This window comes from Pseudomonas sp. MPFS (assembly GCF_022537035.1).
Classification (GTDB): domain Bacteria; phylum Pseudomonadota; class Gammaproteobacteria; order Pseudomonadales; family Pseudomonadaceae; genus Aquipseudomonas; species Aquipseudomonas sessilinigenes.
The window spans coordinates 1,817,625-1,841,351 of the sequence record NZ_CP066123.1; the positions used below are offsets into that span (position 1 = coordinate 1,817,625).

Genomic DNA, 23,727 nt, shown 5'->3' on the forward strand with positions numbered 1-23,727 from the left:
CGGTCATGGCCGATAGCCGTGCGGCGCGCCTGGCGCCGGTGGTGGACATGGCGGAGAAAGCCGAGCGCACCGCGGTCCAGCGCCTGGAATACTTCAATGGCCAGATGCGGGTCGCCGAAAGCAAGCTGGGCGACCTGGAGCGTTTTCGCAACGACTACCAGGAGCAATGGGTCGAGCGCGGCAAGCTGGGGGTTTCCGGCCACTGGCTGCTCAACTACCAGTACTTCCTCAGTCAGCTGGACACCGCTGTAGCCCAGCAGCGCCAGAGCCTGGCCTGGCACCAGAACAACCTCGACCGCGCCCGTGAGGCCTGGCAGCAGGCCTACGCGCGGGTGGAAGGGTTGCGCAAGCTGGTGCAGCGCTATATCGACGAGGCGCGGGCGCTGGAAGACAAGCGCGAGCAGAAACTGCTGGATGAGCTTTCCCAGCGCCTGCCGCGCCAATCGCCTTATTGAGCGGCGGTTTTTTTCCTGGCAGGTTGTTCGGCTGCCCAGTGGGTGCTAAACCTTCTAGACGTCGCCAATGACAAGGAACCAGTCTCATGTCGGTCGTTACAGAAATATCCCCGGATGGACAGAAACTCACTATTTCGATCAAGGGGCGTTTCGACTTCGGGCGTCACCAGGAATTTCGCGAGTCCTACGAGCGACTCAACAAGACGCCGGAATCCATCGTGGTGGATCTCAAGGAGGCCACCTATCTCGACAGCTCGGCCCTGGGCATGTTGCTATTGCTGCGTGATCACGCCGGTGGCGACAATGCCGACGTCCGGGTGATCAATAGCAACTCGGATGTCCGCAAGATCCTCGCCATCTCCAATTTCGACAAGCTTTTCGATATCAGTTGACTGGCGTGCGGTCGATGACCGAGTCCCTGTGCGTATTGATTGCCGAGGATGGCGCGGCGGACCGTCTGTTGCTGTCGAGCATCGTTCGTCGCCAGGGCCATCGGGTACTGGCCGCGAGCAATGGCCTGGAGGCCCTGGAGTTGTTCCAGGGCCAGCGCCCGCAGATCGTATTGATGGACGCGATGATGCCGGTCATGGACGGATTCGAGGCGGCGCGTCGGATCAAGGCGCTGGCGGGCGAGACCCTGGTACCCATTATCTTCCTGACCTCCCTGAGCGAGGGCGAGGCGCTGGCTCGTTGCCTGGAGGCCGGAGGCGACGATTTTCTGGCAAAGCCCTATAACCCGGTAATCCTGGCGGCCAAGATCAATGCCATGGACCGTTTGCGCCGCTTGCAGGAAACCGTATTGCAGCAGCGTGACCAGATCACTCGCCACCATGACTACCTGCTCAACGAGCAGCGGGTGGCCAAGGCGGTGTTCGACAAGGTGGCGCATTCCGGCTGCCTGAATGCACCGAACATCCGTTACCTGCAATCGCCCTACGCACTGTTCAACGGCGATCTGCTGCTGGCGGCGTATACCCCGGCGGGGGACATGCATGTGCTGCTGGGGGATTTCACCGGCCATGGCCTGCCGGCTGCCGTCGGGGCGATGCCCCTGGCCGAGGTGTTCTATGGAATGACTGCCAAGGGCTACGGGTTGCCGGAAACCCTGCGGGAGATGAATGCCAAGCTCAAGCGCATCCTGCCGGTGGACATGTTCTGCTGTGCCACGCTGCTGTGCCTGAGTTCCCAGCGGCGGGCGCTGGAAGTGTGGAACGGCGGCATGCCCGAAGGGTATCTGTACAGCCATGCCAGTGGCGCGCGAACGCCCCTGGTGTCCCGGCACCTGCCGCTTGGGGTGCAGGGAGTTGAGGTGTTCGAGGACCGCACCGAGGTCTTTCCCATGGCCCCGGGGGACCGGGTGTTCCTGCTCTCCGATGGTGTGATCGATACCTGCAATGCCGAGGATGAGTTGTTCGGTGCACAGCGCCTGCAGCAAGTGTTTGCCGCCAACCGCCAGGAGGAGTGCCTGCTGGGGGAGATCCAGCAGGCACTGGAAGACTTTGGCGGCCAGGCCCGGGACGATGTGAGCATGGTCGAGGTCAGCCTGCCGGAGTTCTCCCGCTTGGTGCCCCCGGCCCTGGTCTACTCCGACAGCGGCTTGTCTTGCCCGCTGGATTGGTCGGTGAGCTTCGAGTTTCGTGCCGCCACTCTCAAGCGCTTCAATCCGCTGCCTTATCTGTTGCAGCTGCTATTGGAGGTGCATGGCCTGCGTTCCCAGAGTGGGGCGTTGTACAGCGTGTTGGCCGAGTTGTACTCCAATGCGCTGGAGCATGGAGTGCTCAAGCTGGACTCGCAACTCAAGCGCGATGCCCAGGGATTCACTCGCTACTATCGTGAGCGGGCCAGCCGCCTGGAGGAGTTGCGCGAGGGTTTTGTCCGCGTGCATCTGCAGGTCGAGCCCTTGGAGACGGGAGGGCGCCTGGTGATACGGGTCGAGGACAGTGGCGAAGGATTCGACGTGGCGGCGATCATGGCTCGGCCCAACGATACCGGGCGCTTGTCGGGGCGCGGTGTCAGCCTGATTCGTCAGATGAGCCGCGAGGCGCAATGGGCTGACGATGGTCGCAGTGTCCGCGTGGAGTTTTCCTGGGAGGCTCTGGCATAATTTCCTGGTTCTTGATCAAGGAGCGAACAAGTGGCTGAGATTCATCTGGATCACACGGTACTCAACGCGTTGCAGGAGGTCATGGAGGACGAATATCCCGTCCTGCTGGATACTTTTGTCTGCGATTCGGCCGAGCGTGTACGCGTGCTGCATAAGTCCCGGGACAGCATCCAGCTGGTCGCCGCTGCCCATAGCCTCAAGGGCAGCAGTAGCAACATGGGCGCTACACGCCTGGCCGAGCTCTGCCATCAATTGGAGCTGCGAGCCGCGCAGGCGGCTGATGAGGGGGTGCGCCAGTTGGTGGGGGAGATTGATGGCGAGTTCGCTATTGTCCGGCGCTTGTGTGAGCAGGAGCTGCAGCGTTTTCATTGCTGAATGGCGATCCTCGGCCAGTGCTTTGCAGGAGTTGGCCCGTCCTTTGCAAAGAAGTCTCGTACTGTACCTATGATTTCAGTGCAGCGGAGACTGTTCCATGGCTGTTACCCCCAATTCGCTTCTTCAGGCCACCGCCCAGGCCAGCCCTCAATCCAAGGTGCAAGCGGCTGCTGTCGGCCCTCTGGCAAGCGTTGCCGAGCCTGGGGACAAGGCTTCCAGCTTCGCGCAGCTCTACGCCAGCCAATCTCAAGCCAAAGTGCAGAGCAAGCCTCAGGCTGTCGCTGACAACAGCCCGTCACCGGTGCGTGACAAGAGCCCCGACAACACCCCGAAAAGGGACGCTGGCAATGATCAGGCTGCCGCATCGCAGCCAGCGGTTGCCGATAGCGGCAAGGCCTTGCCTGCCGAAAAACCGGCCAGCACCGGCAAAGATGGTGCTGCCAGCGATGACCGCAAGCCAGTCGATACAGCACAGGCCGAGGCGCCGTCCAGCGAGCCCACGGTGGATCCAAGCCTGCTGCAAGGCCAGCCTGTAGCGCCGGTGGCAGTGGCAGAGCCTGCCCCGGCTCCCGTGCCGCAGCCTCAGGTCGAAGCGGCTCCTGTCCTGGTGCCAGCGCAGGTTGCGGCAGCGGTAGTGCCGGCGCCGGCCGCCGAACCTGCCAAGGAGGCGTTCGATCCCGAGGCCGACCCTCTGGATGCCTTGCCTGCCGTGCGTTTGGCCATGGAGCAAAGCGGCCATGTCTCGGCGTCCAGTCAATCGCAACCCAAGAATGCCTCTAGCACCGCTAACGCCGATGCTCAGTTGGCATCGGCGCCGAATATCGCCAATGGCATGGCCGGCCTGCTCGAGCAGGCTGGCAAGGGCGGTACCGAGCAGGGGGGCGAGAAGGCCTTCAGCGGTCTGATTACCGAAGGCTTGAAGGATCTCAAGGGCGCGTCCAGCGATACTCGCGTGGATGACTTCGCCAACCGCCTGGCGGCCCTGACCCAGGCGGCAACGCCCAAGACAGCCAATGCGGTGCCGGTCAACCAGCCATTGGCCATGCACCAGAGCGGGTGGACCGATGAAGTGGTCAACCGGGTGATGTACCTGTCCAGCGCCAACCTCAAGTCGGCGGATATCCAGTTGCAACCGGCCGAGCTTGGGCGCCTGGATATTCGCGTGCACATGATTCCCGACCAGCAGACCCAGGTGACGTTCATGAGTGCCCATGCGGGTGTGCGTGAAGCCCTGGAAGGGCAGATGCATCGCATGCGCGATATGTTCAGCCAGCAGGGCCTGGGGCAGGTGGACGTCAATGTTTCCGATCAGTCCCGTGGCTGGCAGGGCCAGGAGCAGGCGCAGCAAGGGCAGAACCGCGCCAGCGGCTCCAGCGCCAGTGGCTCGCGCCTGGATGGCGAGCCTGGCGATGACGGGCAGCCTGCATTGGCTGAGGTCTCTGCCCCGGTGCAGAGCGTGATCGGCACGAGTGTCGTGGACTATTACGCTTGATCGGATGACCAGCGGGAGCTTCCTGTGGCAAGGAGGCTCCCGGCGGACATTGCCCCGGCGTCCCGGCTCGCCATTTCTTTCAGCGTCCTGCTGACGGTCTCAGATCTGCATTTCTGACAAATCTGGCATAACACTTGCTCTTGCCTTGCCGTGCGACTGTGAACCCCCGAATAGTGACGGATTATTGGCATGGCGAAGAGCGAAGCAGCAGAAAAACCCACCGCAGGGAAAAGCAAACTCAAGCTTATCCTCTTGATTGTCCTGGCGTTGTTGTTGGCCATCGGCCTGTCGGTCGGCGCCACCTGGTATTTCATGCACAGTGCTCAGAGCAAGCCGGCACCGGCTGCGGAGACCGCCACCAACGTCAAGCCCGCAGCGATCTATGAGCCCATGGCCCCGGCTTTCGTTGCCAACTACACGCAGAACGGCCGGCAGCGCTACATGCAGGTGAGCATCACCATGCTGGCGCGCAATCAAGCGGACCTGGATGCCCTGAAAGTGCATATGCCAGTGATCCGCAACAACCTGGTGATGCTGTTTTCCGCGCAGAATTTCGACACCCTGGCGACTCCGGTCGGTCAGGAAATGCTCCGCCAGAAAGCCACCGCCAGCGTCCAGGAAGTGGCCCAGAAAGAGGTGGGCAAGGTAGTGGTCGAGCAGTTGCTCTTTACTAACTTCGTATTGCAGTAGGAACACGACATGGCCGTGCAGGACCTGCTGTCCCAGGATGAGATCGACGCGCTGTTGCATGGCGTCGACGACGGTCTGGTACAGACCGAACACGCTGCCGAACCCGGTAGTGTCAAAAGCTACGACCTGACCAGCCAGGATCGCATCGTCCGCGGACGCATGCCGACTCTGGAGATGATCAACGAGCGCTTCGCCCGCTACACCCGGATCAGCATGTTCAACATGTTGCGTCGTTCCGCTGATGTGGCGGTCGGTGGTGTGCAGGTGATGAAGTTCGGCGAGTACGTGCACTCGCTGTACGTTCCCACCAGCCTGAACCTGGTGAAGATCAAGCCGCTGCGCGGCACCGCGCTGTTCATCCTCGACGCCAAGCTGGTGTTCAAGCTGGTGGACAACTTCTTCGGCGGTGACGGTCGTCACGCGAAGATCGAGGGGCGTGAGTTCACTCCCACCGAGCTGCGCGTGGTGCGCATGGTGCTGGAGCAGGCCTTCGTCGACCTCAAGGAAGCCTGGCAGGCGATCATGCCGGTCAATTTCGAGTACATAAACTCCGAAGTGAACCCGGCGATGGCCAATATTGTCGGCCCGAGCGAGGCGGTGGTGGTGTCGACCTTCCATATCGAGCTCGATGGTGGTGGCGGCGACCTGCACGTGACCATGCCGTACTCGATGATCGAGCCGATCCGGGAAATGCTCGACGCCGGTTTCCAGTCCGACCTGGACGACCAGGACGAGCGCTGGAGCAAAGCCCTGCGTGAAGACGTACTGGATGTGGCGGTGCCGCTGAGCGCCACGGTCGCCCGCCGGCAACTGCGCCTGCGCGACATCCTGCACATGCAGCCTGGCGATGTGATCCCGGTGGAGCTACCAGAAGACATGATCATGCGGGCCAACGGCGTGCCGTCGTTCAAGGTCAAGCTGGGTTCCCACAAGGGCAACCTGGCGCTGCAAGTGATCGAACCGATCGAGCGCCGCTGAACGGCGCTCCAACCTGTTTGTTGTTCAATGAATTTTTGCGCGTCGAGGACCCAAGATGGCTGACGAAATTAACTCCCAGGACGATCAGGCGCTGGCCGACGAGTGGGCTGCTGCGCTGGAAGAAACCGGTGATGCCGGCCAGGCCGATATCGACGCTTTGCTGGCGGCCGATGCCGGCGCCGCGGCCAGCGGCGGGCGCCTGCAAATGGAGGAGTTCGGCAGTGTGCCCAAGAACCATGAGCCGGTGAGCCTGGAAGGGCCGAACCTGGACGTGATCCTGGACATCCCGGTATCGATCTCCATGGAAGTGGGCAGCACCGACATCAACATCCGTAACCTGTTGCAGCTCAACCAGGGTTCGGTGATCGAGCTCGATCGCCTGGCGGGCGAGCCGCTGGATGTGCTGGTCAACGGCACCCTGATCGCCCACGGCGAAGTGGTGGTGGTCAACGAGAAGTTCGGTATCCGCCTGACTGACGTGATCAGCCCAAGCGAACGCATCAAGAAGCTGCGCTAAGTGAACAGGCTGCTTGGCGTATTGCTCGGCTTGCCCTTGAGTGCCCTGGCCGCAGAGCCTGTGGCCACTGCCCAGGTCACGGCCGCGGTGCCGGCGGTGGGCAGCCTTAGCGGGCAGCTGGCCCAGTTGGTGCTGGGCCTGTTGCTGGTGGTCGGGCTGATCTTTCTCCTGGCCTGGCTGTTGCGCCGAGTGCAGCAGGCAGGTCCTGCTGGCAAGGGGCAGGTGATCGAGCTGATCGGTTCCCGGGCCCTGGGCCCGCGTGACCGGTTGGTGCTGGTGCAGGTCGGCAACGAGCAGATCCTGCTGGGCCTGACCCCGGGCACGATCACCCCGTTACATGTACTCAAAGAGCCGGTGCAGGTGCCCAGCGCCGAACAGGCCACGCCTGAGTTCGCCCAGCGCCTGATGGAGCTGTTGGGCAAGGATCAGAAGGATAGGAAGTAATGCCGTTGCGCATCATCTTGACGTTGGCCCTGATGCTGGCGGCGCCGCTGGCGCTGGCGGCCGATCCGTTGTCGATCCCGGCCATCACCCTGGGCACCAATGCCAGCGGCCAGCAGGAGTACTCGGTCAGCCTGCAGATCCTGCTGATCATGACTGCGCTGAGTTTCATCCCGGCGTTCGTCATGCTGATGACCAGCTTTACCCGGATCATCATTGTCTTCTCGATCCTGCGCCAGGCCCTGGGGTTGCAGCAGACGCCGTCGAACCAGATCCTCACCGGCATGGCGCTGTTCCTCACCCTGTTCATCATGGCTCCGGTGTTCGACCGGGTGAACCAGGACGCGCTGCAGCCGTACCTGGTGGAAAAGATCACCGCCCAGGATGCGGTGGCCAAGGCCGAGGTGCCGATCAAGGACTTCATGCTGGCGCAGACCCGCAGCAGTGATCTGGAGCTGTTCGTGCGCCTGTCCAAGCGTACCGACATTGCCAGTCCTGACCAGGCGCCGTTGACCATCCTGGTGCCGGCCTTCGTCACCTCGGAACTCAAGACGGCGTTCCAGATCGGTTTCATGATCTTCATCCCGTTCCTGATCATCGACCTGGTGGTCGCCAGTGTGCTGATGGCCATGGGCATGATGATGCTGTCGCCGCTGATCATTTCCCTGCCGTTCAAGATCATGCTGTTCGTCCTGGTGGACGGCTGGGCGCTGATCATCGGCACGCTGGCCGGCAGTTTCGGCGGTGTTTAGAACCTTGTTTGCGGGTGATCGACAATGACTCCAGAAGTCGCGGTAGACCTGTTTCGCGAAGCCCTGTGGCTGACCACCATGATGGTTGCCGTGCTGGTGGTGCCCAGTCTGCTGGTGGGCCTGATCGTGGCCATGTTCCAGGCGGCCACGCAGATCAACGAGCAGACCCTGAGCTTCCTGCCGCGCTTGCTGGTGATGCTGGTGACCCTGATTGTCGCCGGCCCCTGGCTGGTGCAGACCTTCATGGAATACATCCGTCAGTTGTACGGCAGTATTCCGCAGTTGATCGGCTGAACCCATGTCCTTGCTGGCGTTGACCGATACCCAGATCAGCAGCTGGGTGGCGAGCTTTGTGCTGCCGCTGTTCCGGGTCACCTCGCTGTTGATGGTGATGCCGGTCTTCGGCACGACCCTGGTGCCGCGGCGGGTGCGCTTGTACTTCGCCCTGGCGATCACCGTGGTGATCACTCCGGCGCTACCGCCCATGCCCGAGGTGCATGCGCTGGACGCCAGTGCCCTGCTGCTGGTGGCTGAGCAGATACTGATCGGTGCCGTGCTCGGGTTTGCCTTGCAGTTGTTCTTCCAGGCCTTTGTCATCGCCGGGCAGATCGTCGCGATCCAGATGGGCATGGGCTTCGCTTCCATGGTCGACCCGACCAACGGTGTCTCGGTGGCGGTGATCGGGCAATTCTTCACCATGCTGGTGACTTTGCTGTTCCTGGCCATGAACGGCCACCTGGTGGTGTTCGAGGTGCTGGTGGAAAGTTTCACCACGCTGCCGGTCGGTGGCGGGCTGATGGTCAATCATTACTGGGAGCTGGTCGGCAAGCTGGGTTGGGTGCTGGGGGCGGCGCTACTGTTGGTGTTGCCGGCGATCACCGCCTTGCTGGTGGTGAACATCGCCTTCGGCGTGATGACCCGGGCGGCGCCACAGTTGAACATCTTCTCCATCGGTTTCCCCCTGACCCTGGTGCTGGGGATGGGTATCGTCTGGATCAGCCTCGCCGACATTCTCAACCAGTATCAACCGCTGGCCGCCGAGGCCTTGCAGTTCTTGCGCGAATTGGCGAGGTCACGTTGAGCCATGGCTGAGAGCGAGAGCGGTCAGGACAAGACAGAAGACCCCACGGAGAAACGCAAGAAGGACTCCCGGGAAAAGGGCGAGATCGCTCGCTCCAAGGAGCTCAACACCCTGGCCATCATGTTGGCCGGGGCCGGAGGCCTGCTGGTCTTCGGTGCGAACCTGGCGCAGAACCTCCTGGAGATCATGCGCCTGAATTTTTCCCTGCCGCGCGATGTGCTGCTCAGTCCCGGGGCCATGGGCTTGTATCTGCTGCACTCGGGCAAGATCGCCATCCTGGCGGTGCAGCCGGTGCTGTTGACGCTGCTGCTGGCGGCCATCATCGGGCCGATTTCCCTGGGGGGCTGGCTGTTCGCCGGCAAGAGCCTGGCGCCCAAGTTCAGCCGGATGAATCCGGCCAATGGGCTGAAGCGGATGTTCTCCTTTACGGCGTTGATCGAGCTGCTCAAGGCCCTGGCCAAGTTCAGCCTGGTGCTATTCGTGGCGCTGTCGGTGTTGTCCTCCGATATCGACGACCTGCTGCGGATCGCCCATGAGCCCCTTGAGCTGGCGATCATCCATAGTGTCCAGGTGGTGGGCTGGAGCACCTTGTGGATGGCTTGCGGGCTGATCCTGATTGCCGCGGTGGATGTGCCGGTGCAGCTGTACCAGGCCCACAAGAAGCTGATGATGACCAAGCAGGAAGTGCGCGACGAGCACAAGGACCAGGAGGGGCGACCGGAGGTCAAGCAGCGGATTCGCCAGGTGCAGCGCGAGATGTCCCAGCGGCGGATGATGGCGGCCATCCCTGAGGCTGATGTGGTGATCACCAACCCGACCCACTATGCCGTGGCCCTCAAGTACGATGCCGAGAAGGGCGGGGCGCCGATGCTGCTGGCCAAGGGCACGGACTTCCTGGCGCAACAGATCCGCGAGATCGCCACGGCTCACGAGATCATGTTGCTGCAGTCCCCGGCTCTGGCTCGCTCGATCTACTACTCCACCGAGCTTGAGGAGGAGATCCCGGCGGGCCTGTACCTGGCGGTGGCCCAGGTCCTGGCCTACGTCTATCAGATTCGCCAACATCGCGCCGGCAAGGGCAAGCGCCCGGACCCGCTCAAGGAACCGCAGATCCCCGACGACTTGCAGCGCGACAGCGCCGGCAATCGACCGGCTTCGGGGCCGGCGAAACCTGCCTAGCACGAGCCTCGCCCGTTCGGGCTTGCTCGTCAGAAAAATGGCTAATTGCTATTAACCTTCCCCAAGTCCTTCCAGGTGCAGCTCCTTGCGTGACGAAATGGGCGCAAATGCTTGATCGAGCTGTCCAGGTGAAAGTTGGAAGGCTTCTTGCAGTAGCCGCCCTGTATCGCTTCAGGCGTCAAAAGTTTGCTTTACGGAACGGGGTAAATCGGTGGATCGCACTCAGTTAATCAACACGGCTCGCAGTAACCTGGCCGACCTTGGTCGGGGCAACCTGGGTGTGCCGGTGCTGCTGTTGGTCATGCTGGCCATGATGATGCTGCCGGTGCCGGCGTTCCTGCTGGACGTGTTCTTTACCTTCAACATCGCCCTGTCGATCGTGGTCCTGCTGGTCTGCGTCTACGCCTTGCGGCCACTGGATTTTGCCGTCTTCCCCACCATCCTGCTGGTGGCGACCTTGTTGCGCCTGGCGCTCAACGTGGCCTCGACCCGGGTGGTGATGCTCCACGGCCAAGAGGGGCATGCCGCTGCGGGCAAGGTGATCCAGGCTTTCGGCGAAGTGGTGATCGGCGGCAACTATGTCGTGGGTATCGTGGTTTTCGCGATCCTCATGATCATCAACTTCGTGGTGGTGACCAAGGGTGCGGGGCGGATCTCCGAGGTGAGCGCGCGCTTCACCCTGGACGCGATGCCCGGCAAGCAGATGGCCATCGACGCCGACCTCAACGCCGGCCTGATCGACCAGAACCAGGCCAAGGCGCGCCGCGCCGAAGTCGCCCAGGAAGCCGAGTTCTACGGTTCCATGGACGGTGCCAGCAAGTTCGTTCGCGGTGACGCCATCGCCGGCCTGCTGATCCTGTTCATCAACCTGATCGGCGGTATGGCGGTCGGCATGTTCCAGCACAACATGACCTTTGCCGACGCGGGTCGGGTCTATGCCTTGCTGACCATCGGTGACGGTTTGGTGGCGCAGCTGCCTTCGCTGCTGCTGTCCACCGCGGCGGCGATCATGGTGACCAGGGCCTCGGGTTCCGAGGAAATGGGCAAGCAGATCAATCGCCAGATGTTCGCCTCGCCCAAGGCGCTGGCCGTCGCCGCCGCGCTGATGGCGGTGATGGGGTTGGTGCCGGGCATGCCACATGTGTCCTTCCTCAGCCTGGCGCTGGTGGCAGGTGGTGCGGCCTACCTGGTCTGGAGAAAGCAGCAGCAGGCCAAGATCCGGGCCGAGGAAGAGGTGCAGCGCCAGCAGGAACTGCTGCCATCCCCGGCGCGCGCCATGGAAACCAAGGAGCTGGGCTGGGATGACGTGACCCCCATCGACATGATCGGCCTGGAAGTCGGCTACCGCCTGATTCCCTTGGTGGACCGCAACCAGGGTGGGCAGTTGCTCGCGCGGATCAAGGGCGTGCGCAAGAAGCTGTCCCAGGATCTGGGATTCCTCATGCCCACCGTGCATATCCGCGATAACCTGGACCTGGCGCCCAGCGCCTATCGCCTGACCCTGATGGGCGTGATCCTGGCCGAGGCCGAGATCTACCCGGATCGCGAGCTGGCGATCAACCCGGGGCAGGTCTACGGCACGCTCAATGGCATCGCCGCCCGGGACCCGGCCTTCGGCCTGGAAGCGGTATGGATCGAGATCAGCCAGCGGCCCCAGGCCCAATCCCTGGGCTACACCGTGGTGGACGCCAGTACCGTGGTCGCGACCCACTTGAACCAGATTCTGTACAAGCATTCCAGTGAGCTGATCGGCCACGAGGAAGTCCAGCAACTGATGCAGCTGCTGGCCAAGAGTTCGCCGAAGCTGGCCGAGGAGCTGGTGCCGGGCGTGCTGTCGTTGTCGCAGTTGCTCAAGGTGCTGCAGGCGCTGTTGGCCGAGCAGGTGCCCGTGCGGGACATTCGCAGCATTGCCGAGGCGATCGCCAACAATGCCGCTAAGAGTCAAGATACTGCCGCTTTGGTGGCTGCGGTCCGCGTCGGACTCTCGCGCGCCATTGTCCAAAGCATTGTAGGCACTGAGTCCGAGCTGCCTGTGATCACCTTGGAGCCAAGGTTGGAACAAATTTTGCTCAGCAGTTTGCAGAAGGCAGGACAAGGCCAGGAAGAAGGCGTTCTGCTCGAGCCAAGCATGGCAGAAAAGCTGCAGCGTTCGCTGATCGAAGCGGCGCAGCGTCAAGAGATGCAAGGTCAACCGGTGATCCTGTTGGTTGCAGGTCCGGTCCGCGCCATGCTCTCGCGGTTCGGTCGCTTGGCCGTTCCGGGTTTGCATGTGCTGGCGTACCAGGAAATTCCTGACAACAAGCAAGTGACCATCGTTGCGACAGTAGGGCCCAACGGCTGAGGTAGTGGGTTATGCAAGTTAAGCGTTTTTTCGCCGCCGATATGCGTCAGGCCATGAAGCTGGTTCGTGATGAGCTGGGCGCTGAGGCTGCCATCATCGGCAACCGCCGGATCGCCGGTGGTGTCGAGCTGACGGCGGCGCTGGATTACAAGTTGTCGGCACTGTCGCCGCGGGTTCCGAACATGGAGCTCGAGGACGAGCTGCGCAAGACTCAGTCGCGGATCGTCACGGCCCAGGCCGAACTCAGCCTGCGCAGCGAGGGCGACAGCACCTCGATGACCAACCGTCAGTTGTTCGCCGGCCTGCCGTTGACCGCCGCCGAGCCCCTGATCGAGCCGACCCTGACCGAGCGCCCGCGCCCGGCGCCAGCCCCTGCTGCACCGGCGGTGGACAATCGCGCCCTGGATTCGATGCGTTTCGAGCTCAACGGCCTGCGCGAGCTGCTGGAAGTCCAGCTGGGCTCCCTGGCCTGGAGCCAGTTGCAGGGCAGTCGTCCGGAGCAGGCCAATCTCTGGCGCCGGCTGCAGCGCATTGGCCTTTCCGGCCCGCTGGCGCGCGACCTGCTGGCATTGATCACCGATATCGACGAGCCTCGCCAGGCCTGGCGCATGCTCCTGGCCCACCTGGCGCGGATGATCCAGACACCGGAGCTCGAGCCTCTGGAGGAGGGCGGGGTGATTGCCATGGTCGGCCCGGCCGGCATGGGCAAGACCACGACCCTGGCCAAGCTGGCGGCGCGCTATGTGCTCAAGTACGGTGCGCAGAACATCGCGCTGGTGAGCATGGACAGTTATCGCATCGGCGCCCAGGAGCAACTCAAGACCCTGGGGCGGATCCTCAATGTCTCGGTGACCCATGTCGACCCTGGCCAGTCCCTGGCCCAGGCCCTGGACCCACTGTTGCGCAAGCGCGTGGTGCTGATCGATACCGCCGGCCTGCAGGCCAGCGATCCGGCGCTGCGCATGCAACTGGAAAGCCTGGCCGGTCGCGGTATCCGGGCGAAGAACTACCTGGTGCTGGCCACCACTAGCCAGAAGCAGGTGCTGACCGCCGCCTACCACAGCTACAAGCGCTGCGGCCTGGCCGGTTGCATCCTGACTAAACTGGATGAAACGGCCAGTCTTGGCGAGGTGTTGAGCCTGGCCATCAGTCACGAACTGCCGGTTGCCTATCTGACCGATGGGCCGCGGATTCCTGACGACTTGCATCTGCCCCGCCGGCATCAGTTGGTGAGCCGCGCAGTGAGCGTGCAGATGCAGGAAGAACCCAGCGAAGAGGCCATGGCCGACATGTTCGCTGACCTGTACCACAATCCGGCCAAGCGGGTCGGTTGAGGTACTCATGGATAGATTGCAGCGTATCTACATCGATGGTCTGCCAGGCACTGTTCCAATGGTGAACACGCAGCCAGTTATGTGGCCCCGTCTAAGTAAGACAAGGTAAAGAAAGAACATGGGCAGCATGCATCCCGTACAGGTGATTGCGGTGACCGGCGGCAAAGGTGGCGTCGGCAAGACTAATGTGTCAGTGAACTTGTCCCTGGCTCTGGCTGAGCTCGGCCGGCGGGTGTTGCTGCTGGATGCCGACCTGGGATTGGCCAATGTCGATGTCCTGCTGGGACTGACCCCCAAACGTACCCTGGCCGATGTCATCGAAGGGCGCTGCGAGCTGCGCGATGTGCTGCTCCAGGGCCCGGGTGGCATCCGTATCGTGCCGGCAGCCTCGGGCACCCAGAGCATGGTGCACCTGAGCCCGGCCCAGCATGCCGGCCTGATCCAGGCCTTCAGCGACATCGGCGACAACCTCGATGTGCTGGTGATCGACACTGCTGCGGGTATTGGTGACTCGGTAGTCAGTTTTGTCCGCGCGGCCCAGGAAGTGCTGCTGGTGGTCTGCGACGAGCCGACCTCGATCACCGATGCCTACGCCCTGATCAAGCTGCTCAACCGCGACTACGGCATGAACCGTTTCCGAGTCCTGGCCAACATGGCCCAGAGCCCCCAGGAAGGGCGCAACCTGTTTGCAAAGTTGACCAAGGTCACTGATCGGTTCCTGGACGTGGCCTTACAATATGTCGGCGCAGTTCCCTACGACGAAAGCGTGCGCAAGGCCGTGCAAAAGCAGCGTGCGGTCTATGAAGCCTTTCCTCGTTCGAAATGTGCATTGGCGTTCAAGGCCATCGCGCAAAAAGTCGATACCTGGCCATTGCCGGCGAACCCTCGCGGGCACCTGGAGTTTTTTGTCGAGCGGCTAGTGCATCAAACAGCGGGACCGGTGCTATGACTGCCAGTGGCTACAACCTCTACAAGAAGTCGGCGCGTGACAGCCAATACGAACTGATCGAGCGCTATGCGCCCCTGGTCAAGCGTATTGCCTATCACCTGTTGGCGCGGTTGCCGGCCAGCGTCCAGGTGGAAGACCTGATCCAGGCCGGGATGATCGGTTTGCTCGAAGTGTCGACCAAGTACGACGCGAGCAAGGGTGCGAGTTTCGAGACCTACGCGGGTATCCGTATCCGCGGTGCGATGCTCGACGAGGTTCGTAAAGGCGACTGGGCCCCGCGTTCGGTGCACCGTAATACGCGCATGGTCAGTGATGCCATTCGCGCAATTGAAGCTAAAACCGGTCGTGACGCTAAAGATCACGAGGTTGCGGCCGAACTTCAATTGAGCCTCGATGATTATTACGGGATTCTGAACGACACCCTGGGCAGCCGACTGTTCAGTTTCGACGACCTGTTGCAGGACGGCGAACACGAAGGGCTGCACGAGGATGGCGCCAGTGCTCATCTCGAGCCGTCACGGGACCTGGAGGATGAACGCTTCCAGGCCGCGTTGGCGGATGCGATTGCCAATTTGCCGGAGCGCGAGCGACTGGTGTTGGCGCTGTACTACGACGAAGAGCTGAACCTCAAGGAAATCGGTGAGGTCCTGGGGGTCAGCGAATCGCGGGTCAGCCAGTTACACAGCCAGTGCGCGGCCCGCTTGCGGGGGCGTTTGGGGGAGTGGCGAGCGCGCTGACAGGCAGTGTGGGGACACTGCGCCCAAGACCGGTCGGGCCTTGTGCCTGGCCGGTTTTGCAGTATGTGCTCCATGCAGTCGTTGCGTGTTATGCCGGATTGATTGAATGGCGTATCCAGGTACTGGATGCGTTTAAGACTGCTTGGAGGTCGAATTGGACAAGAACATGAAAATCCTCATCGTTGATGACTTCTCAACGATGCGGCGGATCATAAAAAACCTGTTGCGTGATCTGGGTTTCACCAACACGGTCGAGGCCGACGATGGCACCACTGCCATCCCGGTTCTCAACAGCGGGAGCATCGACTTTCTGGTAACGGACTGGAACATGCCGGGCATGACCGGTATCGACCTGCTGCGTCATGTGCGCGCCGATGAAAAACTCAAGCACCTGCCGGTACTGATGGTCACTGCCGAAGCCAAGCGCGAGCAGATCATCGAAGCCGCCCAGGCCGGCGTAAACGGCTATGTCGTCAAACCATTCACGGCCCAGGCGCTGAAAGAGAAGATCGAGAAGATCTTCGAACGCATCGGTTGAGATGCGTAGCCATTGCGCCACGGGGGAGCTATGGAGCATAACGAATCTTCACTGGGCGACTTTGAGTCGACCCTGAAAAAACATGCGCTGGAGCTGGTCGAAAGCCTGGAAAAGGGCAAGTTCGGCGAAGCTGTGCAACTGATCCATGAGCTCAATCAGACCCGTGACCGCGGCCTGTACCAGGAAGTGGGCAAGCTCACCCGCGAGTTGCATAGTGCGATCGTCAATTTCCAGATCGATCCGCACATGCCGCAAGCCGAGGAAGTTTCACAGATCACGGATGCCACCGAGCGCCTGTCCTACGTGGTCCGGCTGACGGAAGCCGCGGCCAACCGCACCATGGACCTGGTGGAGAGCAGCACCCCGCTGGTCAACGGCCTGAGCAGCGAAGCCCAGGCGTTGAGCGTGGACTGGGGGCGCTTCATGCGGCGCGAGGTCGGGGCCGAGGAGTTTCGCGAGCTGGCGCGTCGGGTCGACAGTTTCCTGACTCGTAGCGAACAGGAGACCCGTACCGTCTCGGGCCACCTCAACGACATTCTTCTGGCGCAGGATTACCAGGACCTTACCGGCCAGGTGATCAAGCGCGTGACCCAGTTGGTCACGGAAGTCGAAAGCAATTTGCTCAAACTCGTCTTGATGGCCAGCCAGGTCGATCGTTTCGCCGGCATCGAACATGACCGTGCCTCGATCCTGGCGGAAAAAGATCCGCAAAAACATCTCGCTAAGGGTGAAGGTCCGCAGATTCATGCCGATAAACGGGAAGACGTTATGTCCGGTCAGGACGATGTAGACGATTTGCTTTCCAGCCTTGGATTCTAGGAGCACCCATTAATGAGCTTCGGCGCCGATGAAGAGATCCTTCAGGATTTCCTGGTTGAGGCCGGCGAGATTCTAGAGCAACTGTCCGAACAACTGGTCGAGCTGGAAAGCCGGCCGGATGATGCGGATCTGCTCAACGCAATTTTTCGCGGTTTTCACACTGTTAAAGGGGGCGCCGGCTTCCTCCAGCTCAACGAGCTGGTGGAGTGCTGCCATATCGCCGAGAACGTCTTCGACATCCTGCGCAAGGGTGAGAGGCGTGTCGATTCTGAACTGATGGATGTGGTACTCGAAGCGCTGGACACGGTGAACAGCATGTTCGGCCAGGTCCGCGAGCGTTCCGAGATCACTCCTGCGACACCTGAACTGCTTTCCGCCCTGGCCCGCCTGGCTGAGCCGGCTGGTGCCGAACCCGCCCCCGAACCGGTGGTGGAAGAGGTGGTGGAAGTGGTAGCGGAGCCTGCGGCCGAAAGCCCGTCGGGCGATATCACCGACAATGAATTCGAACTCCTGCTCGACTCGCTGAGCGCTGCCAAGGCCGAAGCCGAGGCTGCACCTGCTGCTGCGCCAGCGGTCGAGGGCGAAGCGGCCAGTGATGAAATCACCGATGCCGAGTTCGAGTCCCTGCTGGACCAGTTGCATGGCAAGGGCCAGTTCGCCCCCGATGCCATCGCACCTGCCGCGGCCAGTGCCGACAGCGGCGCAGCCGCCGGCAGCGATGAAATTACCGATGATGAATTCGAAGCCTTGCTCGATCAGCTGCATGGCAAGGGCAACTTTGCCGTTGACGCGCTGGAATCGGCCGTGGCCGCCGTTCCCGCTACGCCGGCAGCCAGTGCCGCCGCCGCGGGCAGCGACCTGATCAGCGATCACGAATTCGAATCCCTGCTCGACGAGCTGCATGGCAAAGGCAAGTTCTCCGACACCCCGGGGACAGCCAAGCCCGCGGCCCCGGCAGCGGCTTCCGCACCGGCTGCGCCATCCGCCCCGGCCGCCGCTGCGGTGGCCAAGCCAGTCGCGCCGAAAGCCGAAGCCAAGGCCGAAGCGCCGAAGCCAGCCGCTGCCCCGGCCCCAGCCCGCGCAGCGGCTGCGGCCCCGGCGGAAAAGCCTGCCAGTGAAGCAGAAACCACGGTGCGCGTGGATACCGCGCGCCTGGACGAAATCATGAACATGGTGGGCGAGCTGGTGCTGGTGCGTAACCGCCTGGTGCGCCTGGGTCTCAACAGTGGCGACGAGGCCATGTCCAAGGCGGTGTCGAACCTCGACGTGGTTACCGCCGACCTGCAGACCGCGGTGATGAAGACCCGCATGCAGCCGATCAAGAAGGTCTTCGGGCGCTTCCCGCGCCTGGTTCGCGACCTGGCCCGGCAGCTCAAGAAAGAGATCAACCTGGAGCTGGTGGGGGAAGAAACCGACCTCGACAAGAACCTGGTGGAAGCCCTGGCCGACCCGCTGGTGCACTTGGTGCGCAACGCGGTGGACCATGGTATCGAGTCGCCGGAAGAGCGCGAGGAGTCGGGCAAGTCCCGTCTGGGCAAGGTGGTGCTGGCAGCGGAACAGGAGGGCGACCACATCCTGTTGTCGATCTCCGACGACGGCAAGGGCATGGACCCCAATGTCCTGCGCGCCATCGCGGTCAAGCGCGGGGTGATGGACAAGGACGCCGCCGATCGCCTGAGCGATACCGAGTGCTACAACCTGATCTTCGCCCCGGGCTTTTCCACCAAGACCGAGATCTCCGATGTCTCTGGTCGCGGTGTGGGCATGGACGTGGTCAAGACCAAGATTTCCCAGCTCAACGGCTCGATCAATATCTACTCGACCAAGGGCCTGGGTTCGAAGATCGTGATCAAGGTGCCGTTGACCCTGGCGATCATGCCGACCCTGATGGTGATGCTGGGCAACCAGGCGTTCGCCTTCCCGTTGGTCAACGTCAACGAGATCTTCCACCTCGATCTGTCGCGCACCAATGTGGTGGACGGCCAGGAAGTGGTGATCGTGCGGGACAAGGCCTTGCCCTTGTTCTACCTCAAGCGCTGGCTGGTCAGTTCCGCCGCTCATGAAGAGCAGCGCGAAGGCCACGTAGTGATCCTTTCGGTGGGCACCCAGCGGATCGGCTTCGTCGTCGATCAGTTGGTGGGCCAGGAAGAAGTGGTCATCAAGCCCTTGGGCAAAATGCTTCAGGGAACCCCGGGCATGTCCGGCGCCACCATCACGGGTGATGGTCGCATCGCACTGATCCTCGATGTCCCGAGCATGCTCAAGCGTTACGCCGCACGGCGTATTTGATTCGGAGGGGAGGGGCGCTTGGCCTCGCCCCACCTAACGGAGTGTTTATGGCAGTCAAAGTCCTGGTGGTGGACGATTCGGGTTTTTTCCGCCGCCGCGTCTCGGAAATTCTTTCTGCGGATTCGAGCATCCAGGTCGTCGGTACCGCGACCAATGGTAAAGAGGCGATCGATCAGGCCCTGGCCCTCAAGCCGGACGTGATCACCATGGACTACGAGATGCCGATGATGGACGGCATCACCGCAGTGCGGCACATCATGCAGCGCTGCCCGACCCCGGTCCTGATGTTCTCTTCCCTGACCCATGAAGGCGCGCGGGTGACCCTCGATGCGCTGGACGCCGGGGCCGTGGACTTCCTGCCGAAGAATTTCGAGGACATCTCGCGCAACCCCGAGAAGGTCAAGCAACTGCTGTGCGAGAAGGTCCATAGCATCTCGCGCAGTAATCGTCGCTTCAGCAGCTACAGCACGCCAGCTCCGCAGCCGACTGCCGCTGCGGCGCCGGCTGCGTCCAGCTTCGGCAGCAGCCGCCCGGCACCAGCCCCGGCTCCAAGTCGTGCTCCGGCACCGGCTGCCAGTCCGGCGGCGCCAGCGCCCAAGCGCAAGGCCTACAAACTGGTGGCCATCGGTACTTCCACTGGCGGCCCGGTGGCGCTGCAGCGGGTGCTGACCCAGCTGCCGGCCAACTTCCCGGCGCCGATCGTGTTGATCCAGCACATGCCGGCGGCCTTCACCAAGGCCTTCGCCGAGCGCCTGGACAAGCTTTGCAAGATCAGCGTCAAGGAAGCCGAGGATGGCGACATCCTGCGTCCAGGCCTGGCACTGCTGGCCCCCGGCGGCAAGCAGATGATGGTCGACGGCCGCGGTGCGGTGAAGATCCTGCCCGGCGACGAGCGCCTGAACTACAAGCCGTGCGTGGACATTACCTTCGGCTCGGCGGCCAAGTCCTATAGCGACAAAGTTCTGGCGGTGGTGCTCACCGGCATGGGGGCGGACGGTCGCGAAGGCGCACGGTTGCTCAAGCAGGGCGGCAGCGCGGTGTGGGCCCAGGATGAGGCCAGTTGCGTGATCTATGGCATGCCCATGGCCATCGTCAAGGCCAACCTGGCGGATGCGGTGTACAGCCTGGACGATATCGGCCGGCACCTGGTCGAGGCTTGCCTGTAATGGATGTGCTCAGCCTTATCGGCATCATCATGGCGTTCGTCGCCATCGTGGGCGGCAACTACCTTGAAGGTGGTCATCTGTCGGCCCTGGCCAATGGTCCGGCAGCCTTGATCGTGCTTGGCGGGACCATCGGCGCGGCCTTGTTGCAGTCGCCGCTGAGTGCTTTCAAGCGCGCCATGCAGATCCTGGCGTGGATCCTGTTTCCGCCGCGGGTCGACCTGGCTGGCGGTATCGACCGGGTGGTCAACTGGAGCCTGACGGCGCGCAAGGAGGGCCTGCTGGGCCTGGAAGGCGTGGCGGATGCCGAACCGGATACCTATTCGCGCAAGGGCCTGCAGTTGCTGGTGGATGGCGCCGAGCCGGAAGCGATCCGCAGCATCCTGGAAGTCGACTTCTACACCCAGGAGAGCCGTGACATCGAGGCCGCCAAGGTGTTCGAGAGCATGGGCGGCTATGCCCCCACCATCGGTATCATCGGGGCGGTCATGGGCCTGATCCACGTGATGGGCAACCTGGCCGATCCATCGCAGCTGGGCAGTGGTATCGCCGTGGCCTTCGTCGCCACCATCTATGGCGTGGCCAGTGCCAACCTGGTGCTGTTGCCGATCGCGGCGAAGCTGAAGTCCATCGCCCTGCGCCAATCGCGGTATCGGGAAATGCTCCTGGAGGGCATCCTGTCCATCGCCGAAGGCGAGAATCCCCGCTCCATCGAGCTGAAGCTGCAAGGCTTCATGGACTGATTATGGCCCGTCGTCGTCAGCATGAAGAACACGTCAACCACGAGCGCTGGTTGGTTTCCTACGCCGACTTCATCACCCTGTTGTTCGCGTTTTTCGTGGTCATGTACTCGATCTCCTCGATCAACGAGGGCAAGTACAAGGTCATTTCCGAAGCGCTGGTCGGGGTCTTCACCGATTCCGATCGCGCCCTCAAGCCGGTTCCCATTGGTGACGAACGGCCCAAGACCGTGACTCCGGCCAAGCCTCTGGTCAAGGACAGCGAGCAGACCGACGCGGGTATTTCCGGTGGTAGCGACCCGCTCAAGAGCATCGCCGACGATATCAGCGCTGCCTTCGGCGACTTGATCAGCTCCGACCAGATGACGGTGCGTGGCAACGAGCTGTGGCTGGAGATCGAGCTCAATTCCAGCCTGCTGTTCGGCAGCGGCGATGCCATGCCCAGCGACAAGGCGTTCAGCATCATCGACAAGGTGGCGAAGATCCTCAAACCCTTCGACAACCCGATCCATGTCGAGGGTTTTACCGACAACCAGCCGATCCAGACCATGCAGTACCCCACTAACTGGGAGCTGTCTTCGGCACGTTCGGCAAGTATCGTGCGCATGCTGGCGATGCAGGGAGTGAACCCGGCACGCATGGCTTCGGTAGGGTATGGCGAGTTCCAGCCGGTGGCCAACAATGCCACCGCCGAGGGCCGGGCACGCAATCGCCGGGTGGTGCTGGTGGTCTCGCGAAACCTGGATGTGCGCCGTAGCCTGACCGGCACAGGCAGCGCCAATGCGACGCCGGATGCGGCACTCAAGCGGGCTGGCACACAAACTGCACCAACCGCGGTGAAAACGCCGGTACAGAGGAACGCCGTCAATTCTCCGTCACCTGCTTTATAACTTTGCGCTATGTCTCGCCCTGCTGTGGCCGGGCGGGAGGAACAAACCGAATGAGAGTCTGGGCTGTTGCCAATCAAAAGGGTGGTGTTGGTAAAACCACCAGTTCTATCGCTTTAGCCGGCTTGCTGGCGGAGGCGGGCAAGCGCGTGGTCGTGGTCGACCTCGACCCCCACGGCTCCATGACCAGTTATTTCGGTTATGACCCTGACAGCCTGGAGCACAGCAGCTACGACCTGTTCCTGCACAAGGGCAATGTGCCCGAGGATCTGCCTGGGCAGTTGCTGCTGGGCACCAGCCATGAACGCATCTCGCTCCTGCCATCGAGCACCGCCCTGGCGACCCTGGAGCGCCAGTCGCCGGGGCAGAGCGGCCTGGGCCTGGTGATTGCCAAGAGCCTGGCCCAGTTGTGGCAGGACTTCGACTATGCCGTGATCGACAGCCCGCCGCTGTTGGGGGTGCTGATGGTCAACGCCCTGGCGGCCAGCCAGCAATTGGTGATCCCGGTGCAGACCGAGCACCTGGCGGTCAAGGGCCTGGAGCGCATGGTCAATACCCTGGCGATGGTCAATCGCTCGCGCAAGCAGCCGCTGCCGTTCACCATCGTGCCGACCCTGTTCGACCGTCGGACCCAGGCCTCCCTGGGCACATTGCGGATCCTGCGCGACAAGTTTCCCGAGGAGATCTGGCAGGGCTATATCCCCGTGGATACGCGCTTGCGCGATGCCAGCCGGGCTGGAGTCACTCCTTCGCAGTTCGATGGCAAGAGTCGCGGGGTCCTGGCCTACAAGGCCTTGCTCAAGCACCTGCTGGCCCAGCAACTCGTGGCGCAGGTGGCCTGACGTGAAGTGCCATTCAAGTCGCCCGGCAGTGCAGCCGATAACCCCTACAGATCGTTATGCAGGGGTGTCTGCATGGGTGTCCTCATGAATCGTCCCCTGGATATCAAGAACCGGCCGCAGCTGGCATTGCAGTCGTACCTGGACGCGTTGCTGCAGGACGCTACCGAAGAGGAGCAGGTTCCGGAGCCGGCAGCGCAGATCGTGTTGCCCGCCGCCCCACTCGTCGAGGAGGTTTCCAGCGAAGTCCTGGACGAGTTCCAGGCTGCGGTGCTGGAGGAGCAGGCCCGGGATGCACGGAGCCAGCACCAGGCGGCACCTGCCGAGCAAGCCAAGGTCGTACCGGCGGCCCCGGTAATGGATGCACCGGCGCCCTTGCCCAGCCCCGTGGTGCCGATGCTCCAGGCGCTGGTGCCACCGCTGGTGGAAGTTCACCTGCCGCCGAGCAACACGCCGCCGCCAGCCGCCGGCAGCGATCGTCCCAGTTGGGCGGCCGAGCCTTTCGAGTGCCTGCTGTTCGATGTCGCCGGCCTGACCCTGGCAGTGCCCCTGGTCTGCCTGGGCTCGATCTACTCCCTGGCCGGCCAGGAGTTGACGCCGTTGTTCGGACAGCCGGAATGGTTCCTCGGCATCCTGCCGAGCCAGGCGGGCAACCTCAAGGTCCTGGATACCGCGCGCTGGGTCATGCCGGATCGGTATCGCGATGATTTTCGCCAGGGCCTGCAGTACGTGATCTCGGTCCAGGGCTACGAGTGGGGACTGGCCGTGCATCAGGTCAGTCGCTCGTTGCGCCTGGACCCCAATGAAATCAAGTGGCGCAGCCATCGTGGCCAACGCCCGTGGCTGGCGGGCACGGTGATCGAACACATGTGCGCCCTGCTTGACGTGGCCGAACTGGCGGAGCTGATCGCCACCGGTGGCGCCAAGCAGCTGGCAATCAGTCAAGCGGCCCACAAGCCGAAGTGAACCAAACACAGGCCGCGCCAGTGGGGCGCGGCCATACAGAACACACGCCGTTTTCAACGGT

The 23,727-nt window shown here is 62.5% G+C and carries 25 protein-coding genes; all 25 read left to right on the plus strand.

The features are described from left to right. Window positions 1-5 precede the first annotated feature (5 nt). Entirely contained in the window at window positions 6-455 is a 450-nt protein-coding gene (gene fliJ, locus I9018_RS08415; protein WP_068578557.1) for a flagellar export protein FliJ, read from the plus strand. Between the two features lie 86 nt (window positions 456-541). Next, window positions 542-847, plus strand: a complete 306-nt coding sequence (locus I9018_RS08420) for an STAS domain-containing protein (protein WP_022643029.1) — start codon at window positions 542-544, stop codon at window positions 845-847. 5 nt (window positions 848-852) lie between these two features. Next, window positions 853-2,559, plus strand: a complete 1,707-nt coding sequence (locus tag I9018_RS08425; RefSeq protein ID WP_277398097.1) for a fused response regulator/phosphatase — start codon at window positions 853-855, stop codon at window positions 2,557-2,559. A 30-nt stretch (window positions 2,560-2,589) separates the two neighbouring features. Further along, window positions 2,590-2,934, plus strand: a complete 345-nt coding sequence (locus tag I9018_RS08430) for an Hpt domain-containing protein (RefSeq protein WP_083236063.1) — start codon at window positions 2,590-2,592, stop codon at window positions 2,932-2,934. A gap of 97 nt (window positions 2,935-3,031) precedes the next feature. Further along, complete coding sequence (locus I9018_RS08435) at window positions 3,032-4,426, plus strand: flagellar hook-length control protein FliK (protein ID WP_241109198.1); 1,395 nt, start codon at window positions 3,032-3,034, stop codon at window positions 4,424-4,426. A gap of 189 nt (window positions 4,427-4,615) precedes the next feature. After that, window positions 4,616-5,116 carry a flagellar basal body-associated protein FliL gene (gene fliL / locus I9018_RS08440; RefSeq protein WP_068578551.1) on the plus strand — a complete coding sequence of 167 codons (501 nt, stop codon included), beginning with the start codon at window positions 4,616-4,618 and terminating at the stop codon, window positions 5,114-5,116. 9 nt (window positions 5,117-5,125) lie between these two features. Further along, window positions 5,126-6,094: a flagellar motor switch protein FliM gene (fliM, locus tag I9018_RS08445; RefSeq protein WP_068578549.1), complete on the plus strand. Its 969-nt coding sequence runs from the start codon at window positions 5,126-5,128 to the stop codon at window positions 6,092-6,094. A gap of 55 nt (window positions 6,095-6,149) precedes the next feature. Then, the gene (fliN, locus tag I9018_RS08450; protein WP_068578547.1) at window positions 6,150-6,611 is read left to right on the plus strand and encodes a flagellar motor switch protein FliN; all 462 of its coding nucleotides are present in this window, start codon (window positions 6,150-6,152) and stop codon (window positions 6,609-6,611) included. Beyond that, window positions 6,612-7,055 (plus strand): flagellar biosynthetic protein FliO, encoded by a 444-nt coding sequence (gene fliO / locus I9018_RS08455; protein ID WP_068578545.1) that lies wholly within the window; start codon window positions 6,612-6,614, stop codon window positions 7,053-7,055. Beyond that, the gene (gene fliP / locus I9018_RS08460) at window positions 7,055-7,804 is read left to right on the plus strand and encodes a flagellar type III secretion system pore protein FliP (RefSeq protein ID WP_241109199.1); all 750 of its coding nucleotides are present in this window, start codon (window positions 7,055-7,057) and stop codon (window positions 7,802-7,804) included. The genes fliO and fliP overlap by 1 nt, the downstream gene beginning before the upstream one ends. A 24-nt stretch (window positions 7,805-7,828) precedes the next feature. After that, window positions 7,829-8,098, plus strand: coding sequence for a flagellar biosynthesis protein FliQ (gene fliQ, locus I9018_RS08465; RefSeq protein ID WP_022643038.1), 270 nt, complete (start codon window positions 7,829-7,831; stop codon window positions 8,096-8,098). Window positions 8,099-8,102: 4 nt separating this feature from the next. After that, the gene (gene fliR / locus I9018_RS08470; protein WP_068578541.1) at window positions 8,103-8,885 is read left to right on the plus strand and encodes a flagellar biosynthetic protein FliR; all 783 of its coding nucleotides are present in this window, start codon (window positions 8,103-8,105) and stop codon (window positions 8,883-8,885) included. A gap of 3 nt (window positions 8,886-8,888) precedes the next feature. Then, window positions 8,889-10,064: a flagellar biosynthesis protein FlhB gene (gene flhB / locus I9018_RS08475; RefSeq protein WP_241109200.1), complete on the plus strand. Its 1,176-nt coding sequence runs from the start codon at window positions 8,889-8,891 to the stop codon at window positions 10,062-10,064. 211 nt (window positions 10,065-10,275) lie between these two features. After that, window positions 10,276-12,405 (plus strand): flagellar biosynthesis protein FlhA, encoded by a 2,130-nt coding sequence (gene flhA, locus I9018_RS08480; RefSeq protein WP_124346125.1) that lies wholly within the window; start codon window positions 10,276-10,278, stop codon window positions 12,403-12,405. An 11-nt stretch (window positions 12,406-12,416) separates the two neighbouring features. Further along, entirely contained in the window at window positions 12,417-13,739 is a 1,323-nt protein-coding gene (gene flhF / locus I9018_RS08485; protein WP_068578535.1) for a flagellar biosynthesis protein FlhF, read from the plus strand. A 118-nt stretch (window positions 13,740-13,857) separates the two neighbouring features. Continuing rightward, window positions 13,858-14,688 carry a flagellar synthesis regulator FleN gene (fleN, locus tag I9018_RS08490; RefSeq protein WP_016963180.1) on the plus strand — a complete coding sequence of 277 codons (831 nt, stop codon included), beginning with the start codon at window positions 13,858-13,860 and terminating at the stop codon, window positions 14,686-14,688. Beyond that, window positions 14,685-15,425, plus strand: coding sequence for an RNA polymerase sigma factor FliA (gene fliA / locus I9018_RS08495; protein ID WP_011060003.1), 741 nt, complete (start codon window positions 14,685-14,687; stop codon window positions 15,423-15,425). Before fleN ends, fliA begins: the two co-directional genes overlap by 4 nt. A 166-nt stretch (window positions 15,426-15,591) precedes the next feature. Further along, window positions 15,592-15,963, plus strand: a complete 372-nt coding sequence (locus tag I9018_RS08500) for a chemotaxis response regulator CheY (protein ID WP_003183998.1) — start codon at window positions 15,592-15,594, stop codon at window positions 15,961-15,963. A 30-nt stretch (window positions 15,964-15,993) separates the two neighbouring features. Beyond that, on the plus strand, window positions 15,994-16,782 hold the full coding sequence (locus tag I9018_RS08505) for a protein phosphatase CheZ (protein WP_068578533.1): 789 nt from the start codon (window positions 15,994-15,996) through the stop codon (window positions 16,780-16,782). Between the two features lie 12 nt (window positions 16,783-16,794). Then, a complete protein-coding gene (locus tag I9018_RS08510) occupies window positions 16,795-19,071 on the plus strand; it encodes a chemotaxis protein CheA (RefSeq protein ID WP_124346126.1) in 2,277 nt (758 codons plus the stop codon). Window positions 19,072-19,118: 47 nt separating this feature from the next. Beyond that, a complete protein-coding gene (locus I9018_RS08515) occupies window positions 19,119-20,237 on the plus strand; it encodes a chemotaxis response regulator protein-glutamate methylesterase (RefSeq protein ID WP_068578467.1) in 1,119 nt (372 codons plus the stop codon). Continuing rightward, window positions 20,237-20,977 carry a flagellar motor protein gene (locus I9018_RS08520; protein WP_068578465.1) on the plus strand — a complete coding sequence of 247 codons (741 nt, stop codon included), beginning with the start codon at window positions 20,237-20,239 and terminating at the stop codon, window positions 20,975-20,977. Before I9018_RS08515 ends, I9018_RS08520 begins: the two co-directional genes overlap by 1 nt. A 2-nt stretch (window positions 20,978-20,979) precedes the next feature. Further along, on the plus strand, window positions 20,980-21,864 hold the full coding sequence (gene motD, locus I9018_RS08525) for a flagellar motor protein MotD (RefSeq protein WP_241109201.1): 885 nt from the start codon (window positions 20,980-20,982) through the stop codon (window positions 21,862-21,864). Between the two features lie 50 nt (window positions 21,865-21,914). Further along, the gene (locus I9018_RS08530; RefSeq protein WP_068578460.1) at window positions 21,915-22,703 is read left to right on the plus strand and encodes a ParA family protein; all 789 of its coding nucleotides are present in this window, start codon (window positions 21,915-21,917) and stop codon (window positions 22,701-22,703) included. A gap of 84 nt (window positions 22,704-22,787) precedes the next feature. Next, the gene (locus tag I9018_RS08535) at window positions 22,788-23,666 is read left to right on the plus strand and encodes a CheW domain-containing protein (protein ID WP_241109202.1); all 879 of its coding nucleotides are present in this window, start codon (window positions 22,788-22,790) and stop codon (window positions 23,664-23,666) included. Window positions 23,667-23,727: the final 61 nt, after the last annotated feature.

Coding starts and splice junctions, on each gene's coding strand:
- fleN (WP_016963180.1), top strand. CDS start 13,858: ATGGGCAGCATGCATCCCGTACAGGTGATTGCGGTGACCGGCGGCAAA.
- motD (WP_241109201.1), top strand. CDS start 20,980: ATGGCCCGTCGTCGTCAGCATGAAGAACACGTCAACCACGAGCGCTGG.
- fliL (WP_068578551.1), top strand. CDS start 4,616: ATGGCGAAGAGCGAAGCAGCAGAAAAACCCACCGCAGGGAAAAGCAAA.
- I9018_RS08510 (WP_124346126.1), top strand. CDS start 16,795: ATGAGCTTCGGCGCCGATGAAGAGATCCTTCAGGATTTCCTGGTTGAG.
- flhF (WP_068578535.1), top strand. CDS start 12,417: ATGCAAGTTAAGCGTTTTTTCGCCGCCGATATGCGTCAGGCCATGAAG.
- flhB (WP_241109200.1), top strand. CDS start 8,889: ATGGCTGAGAGCGAGAGCGGTCAGGACAAGACAGAAGACCCCACGGAG.
- I9018_RS08500 (WP_003183998.1), top strand. CDS start 15,592: ATGAAAATCCTCATCGTTGATGACTTCTCAACGATGCGGCGGATCATA.
- fliR (WP_068578541.1), top strand. CDS start 8,103: ATGTCCTTGCTGGCGTTGACCGATACCCAGATCAGCAGCTGGGTGGCG.
- I9018_RS08535 (WP_241109202.1), top strand. CDS start 22,788: ATGAATCGTCCCCTGGATATCAAGAACCGGCCGCAGCTGGCATTGCAG.
- fliM (WP_068578549.1), top strand. CDS start 5,126: ATGGCCGTGCAGGACCTGCTGTCCCAGGATGAGATCGACGCGCTGTTG.
- I9018_RS08530 (WP_068578460.1), top strand. CDS start 21,915: ATGAGAGTCTGGGCTGTTGCCAATCAAAAGGGTGGTGTTGGTAAAACC.
- fliJ (WP_068578557.1), top strand. CDS start 6: ATGGCCGATAGCCGTGCGGCGCGCCTGGCGCCGGTGGTGGACATGGCG.
- I9018_RS08435 (WP_241109198.1), top strand. CDS start 3,032: ATGGCTGTTACCCCCAATTCGCTTCTTCAGGCCACCGCCCAGGCCAGC.
- fliQ (WP_022643038.1), top strand. CDS start 7,829: ATGACTCCAGAAGTCGCGGTAGACCTGTTTCGCGAAGCCCTGTGGCTG.
- I9018_RS08515 (WP_068578467.1), top strand. CDS start 19,119: ATGGCAGTCAAAGTCCTGGTGGTGGACGATTCGGGTTTTTTCCGCCGC.
- fliA (WP_011060003.1), top strand. CDS start 14,685: ATGACTGCCAGTGGCTACAACCTCTACAAGAAGTCGGCGCGTGACAGC.
- I9018_RS08505 (WP_068578533.1), top strand. CDS start 15,994: ATGGAGCATAACGAATCTTCACTGGGCGACTTTGAGTCGACCCTGAAA.
- fliN (WP_068578547.1), top strand. CDS start 6,150: ATGGCTGACGAAATTAACTCCCAGGACGATCAGGCGCTGGCCGACGAG.
- I9018_RS08520 (WP_068578465.1), top strand. CDS start 20,237: ATGGATGTGCTCAGCCTTATCGGCATCATCATGGCGTTCGTCGCCATC.
- I9018_RS08420 (WP_022643029.1), top strand. CDS start 542: ATGTCGGTCGTTACAGAAATATCCCCGGATGGACAGAAACTCACTATT.
- fliP (WP_241109199.1), top strand. CDS start 7,055: ATGCCGTTGCGCATCATCTTGACGTTGGCCCTGATGCTGGCGGCGCCG.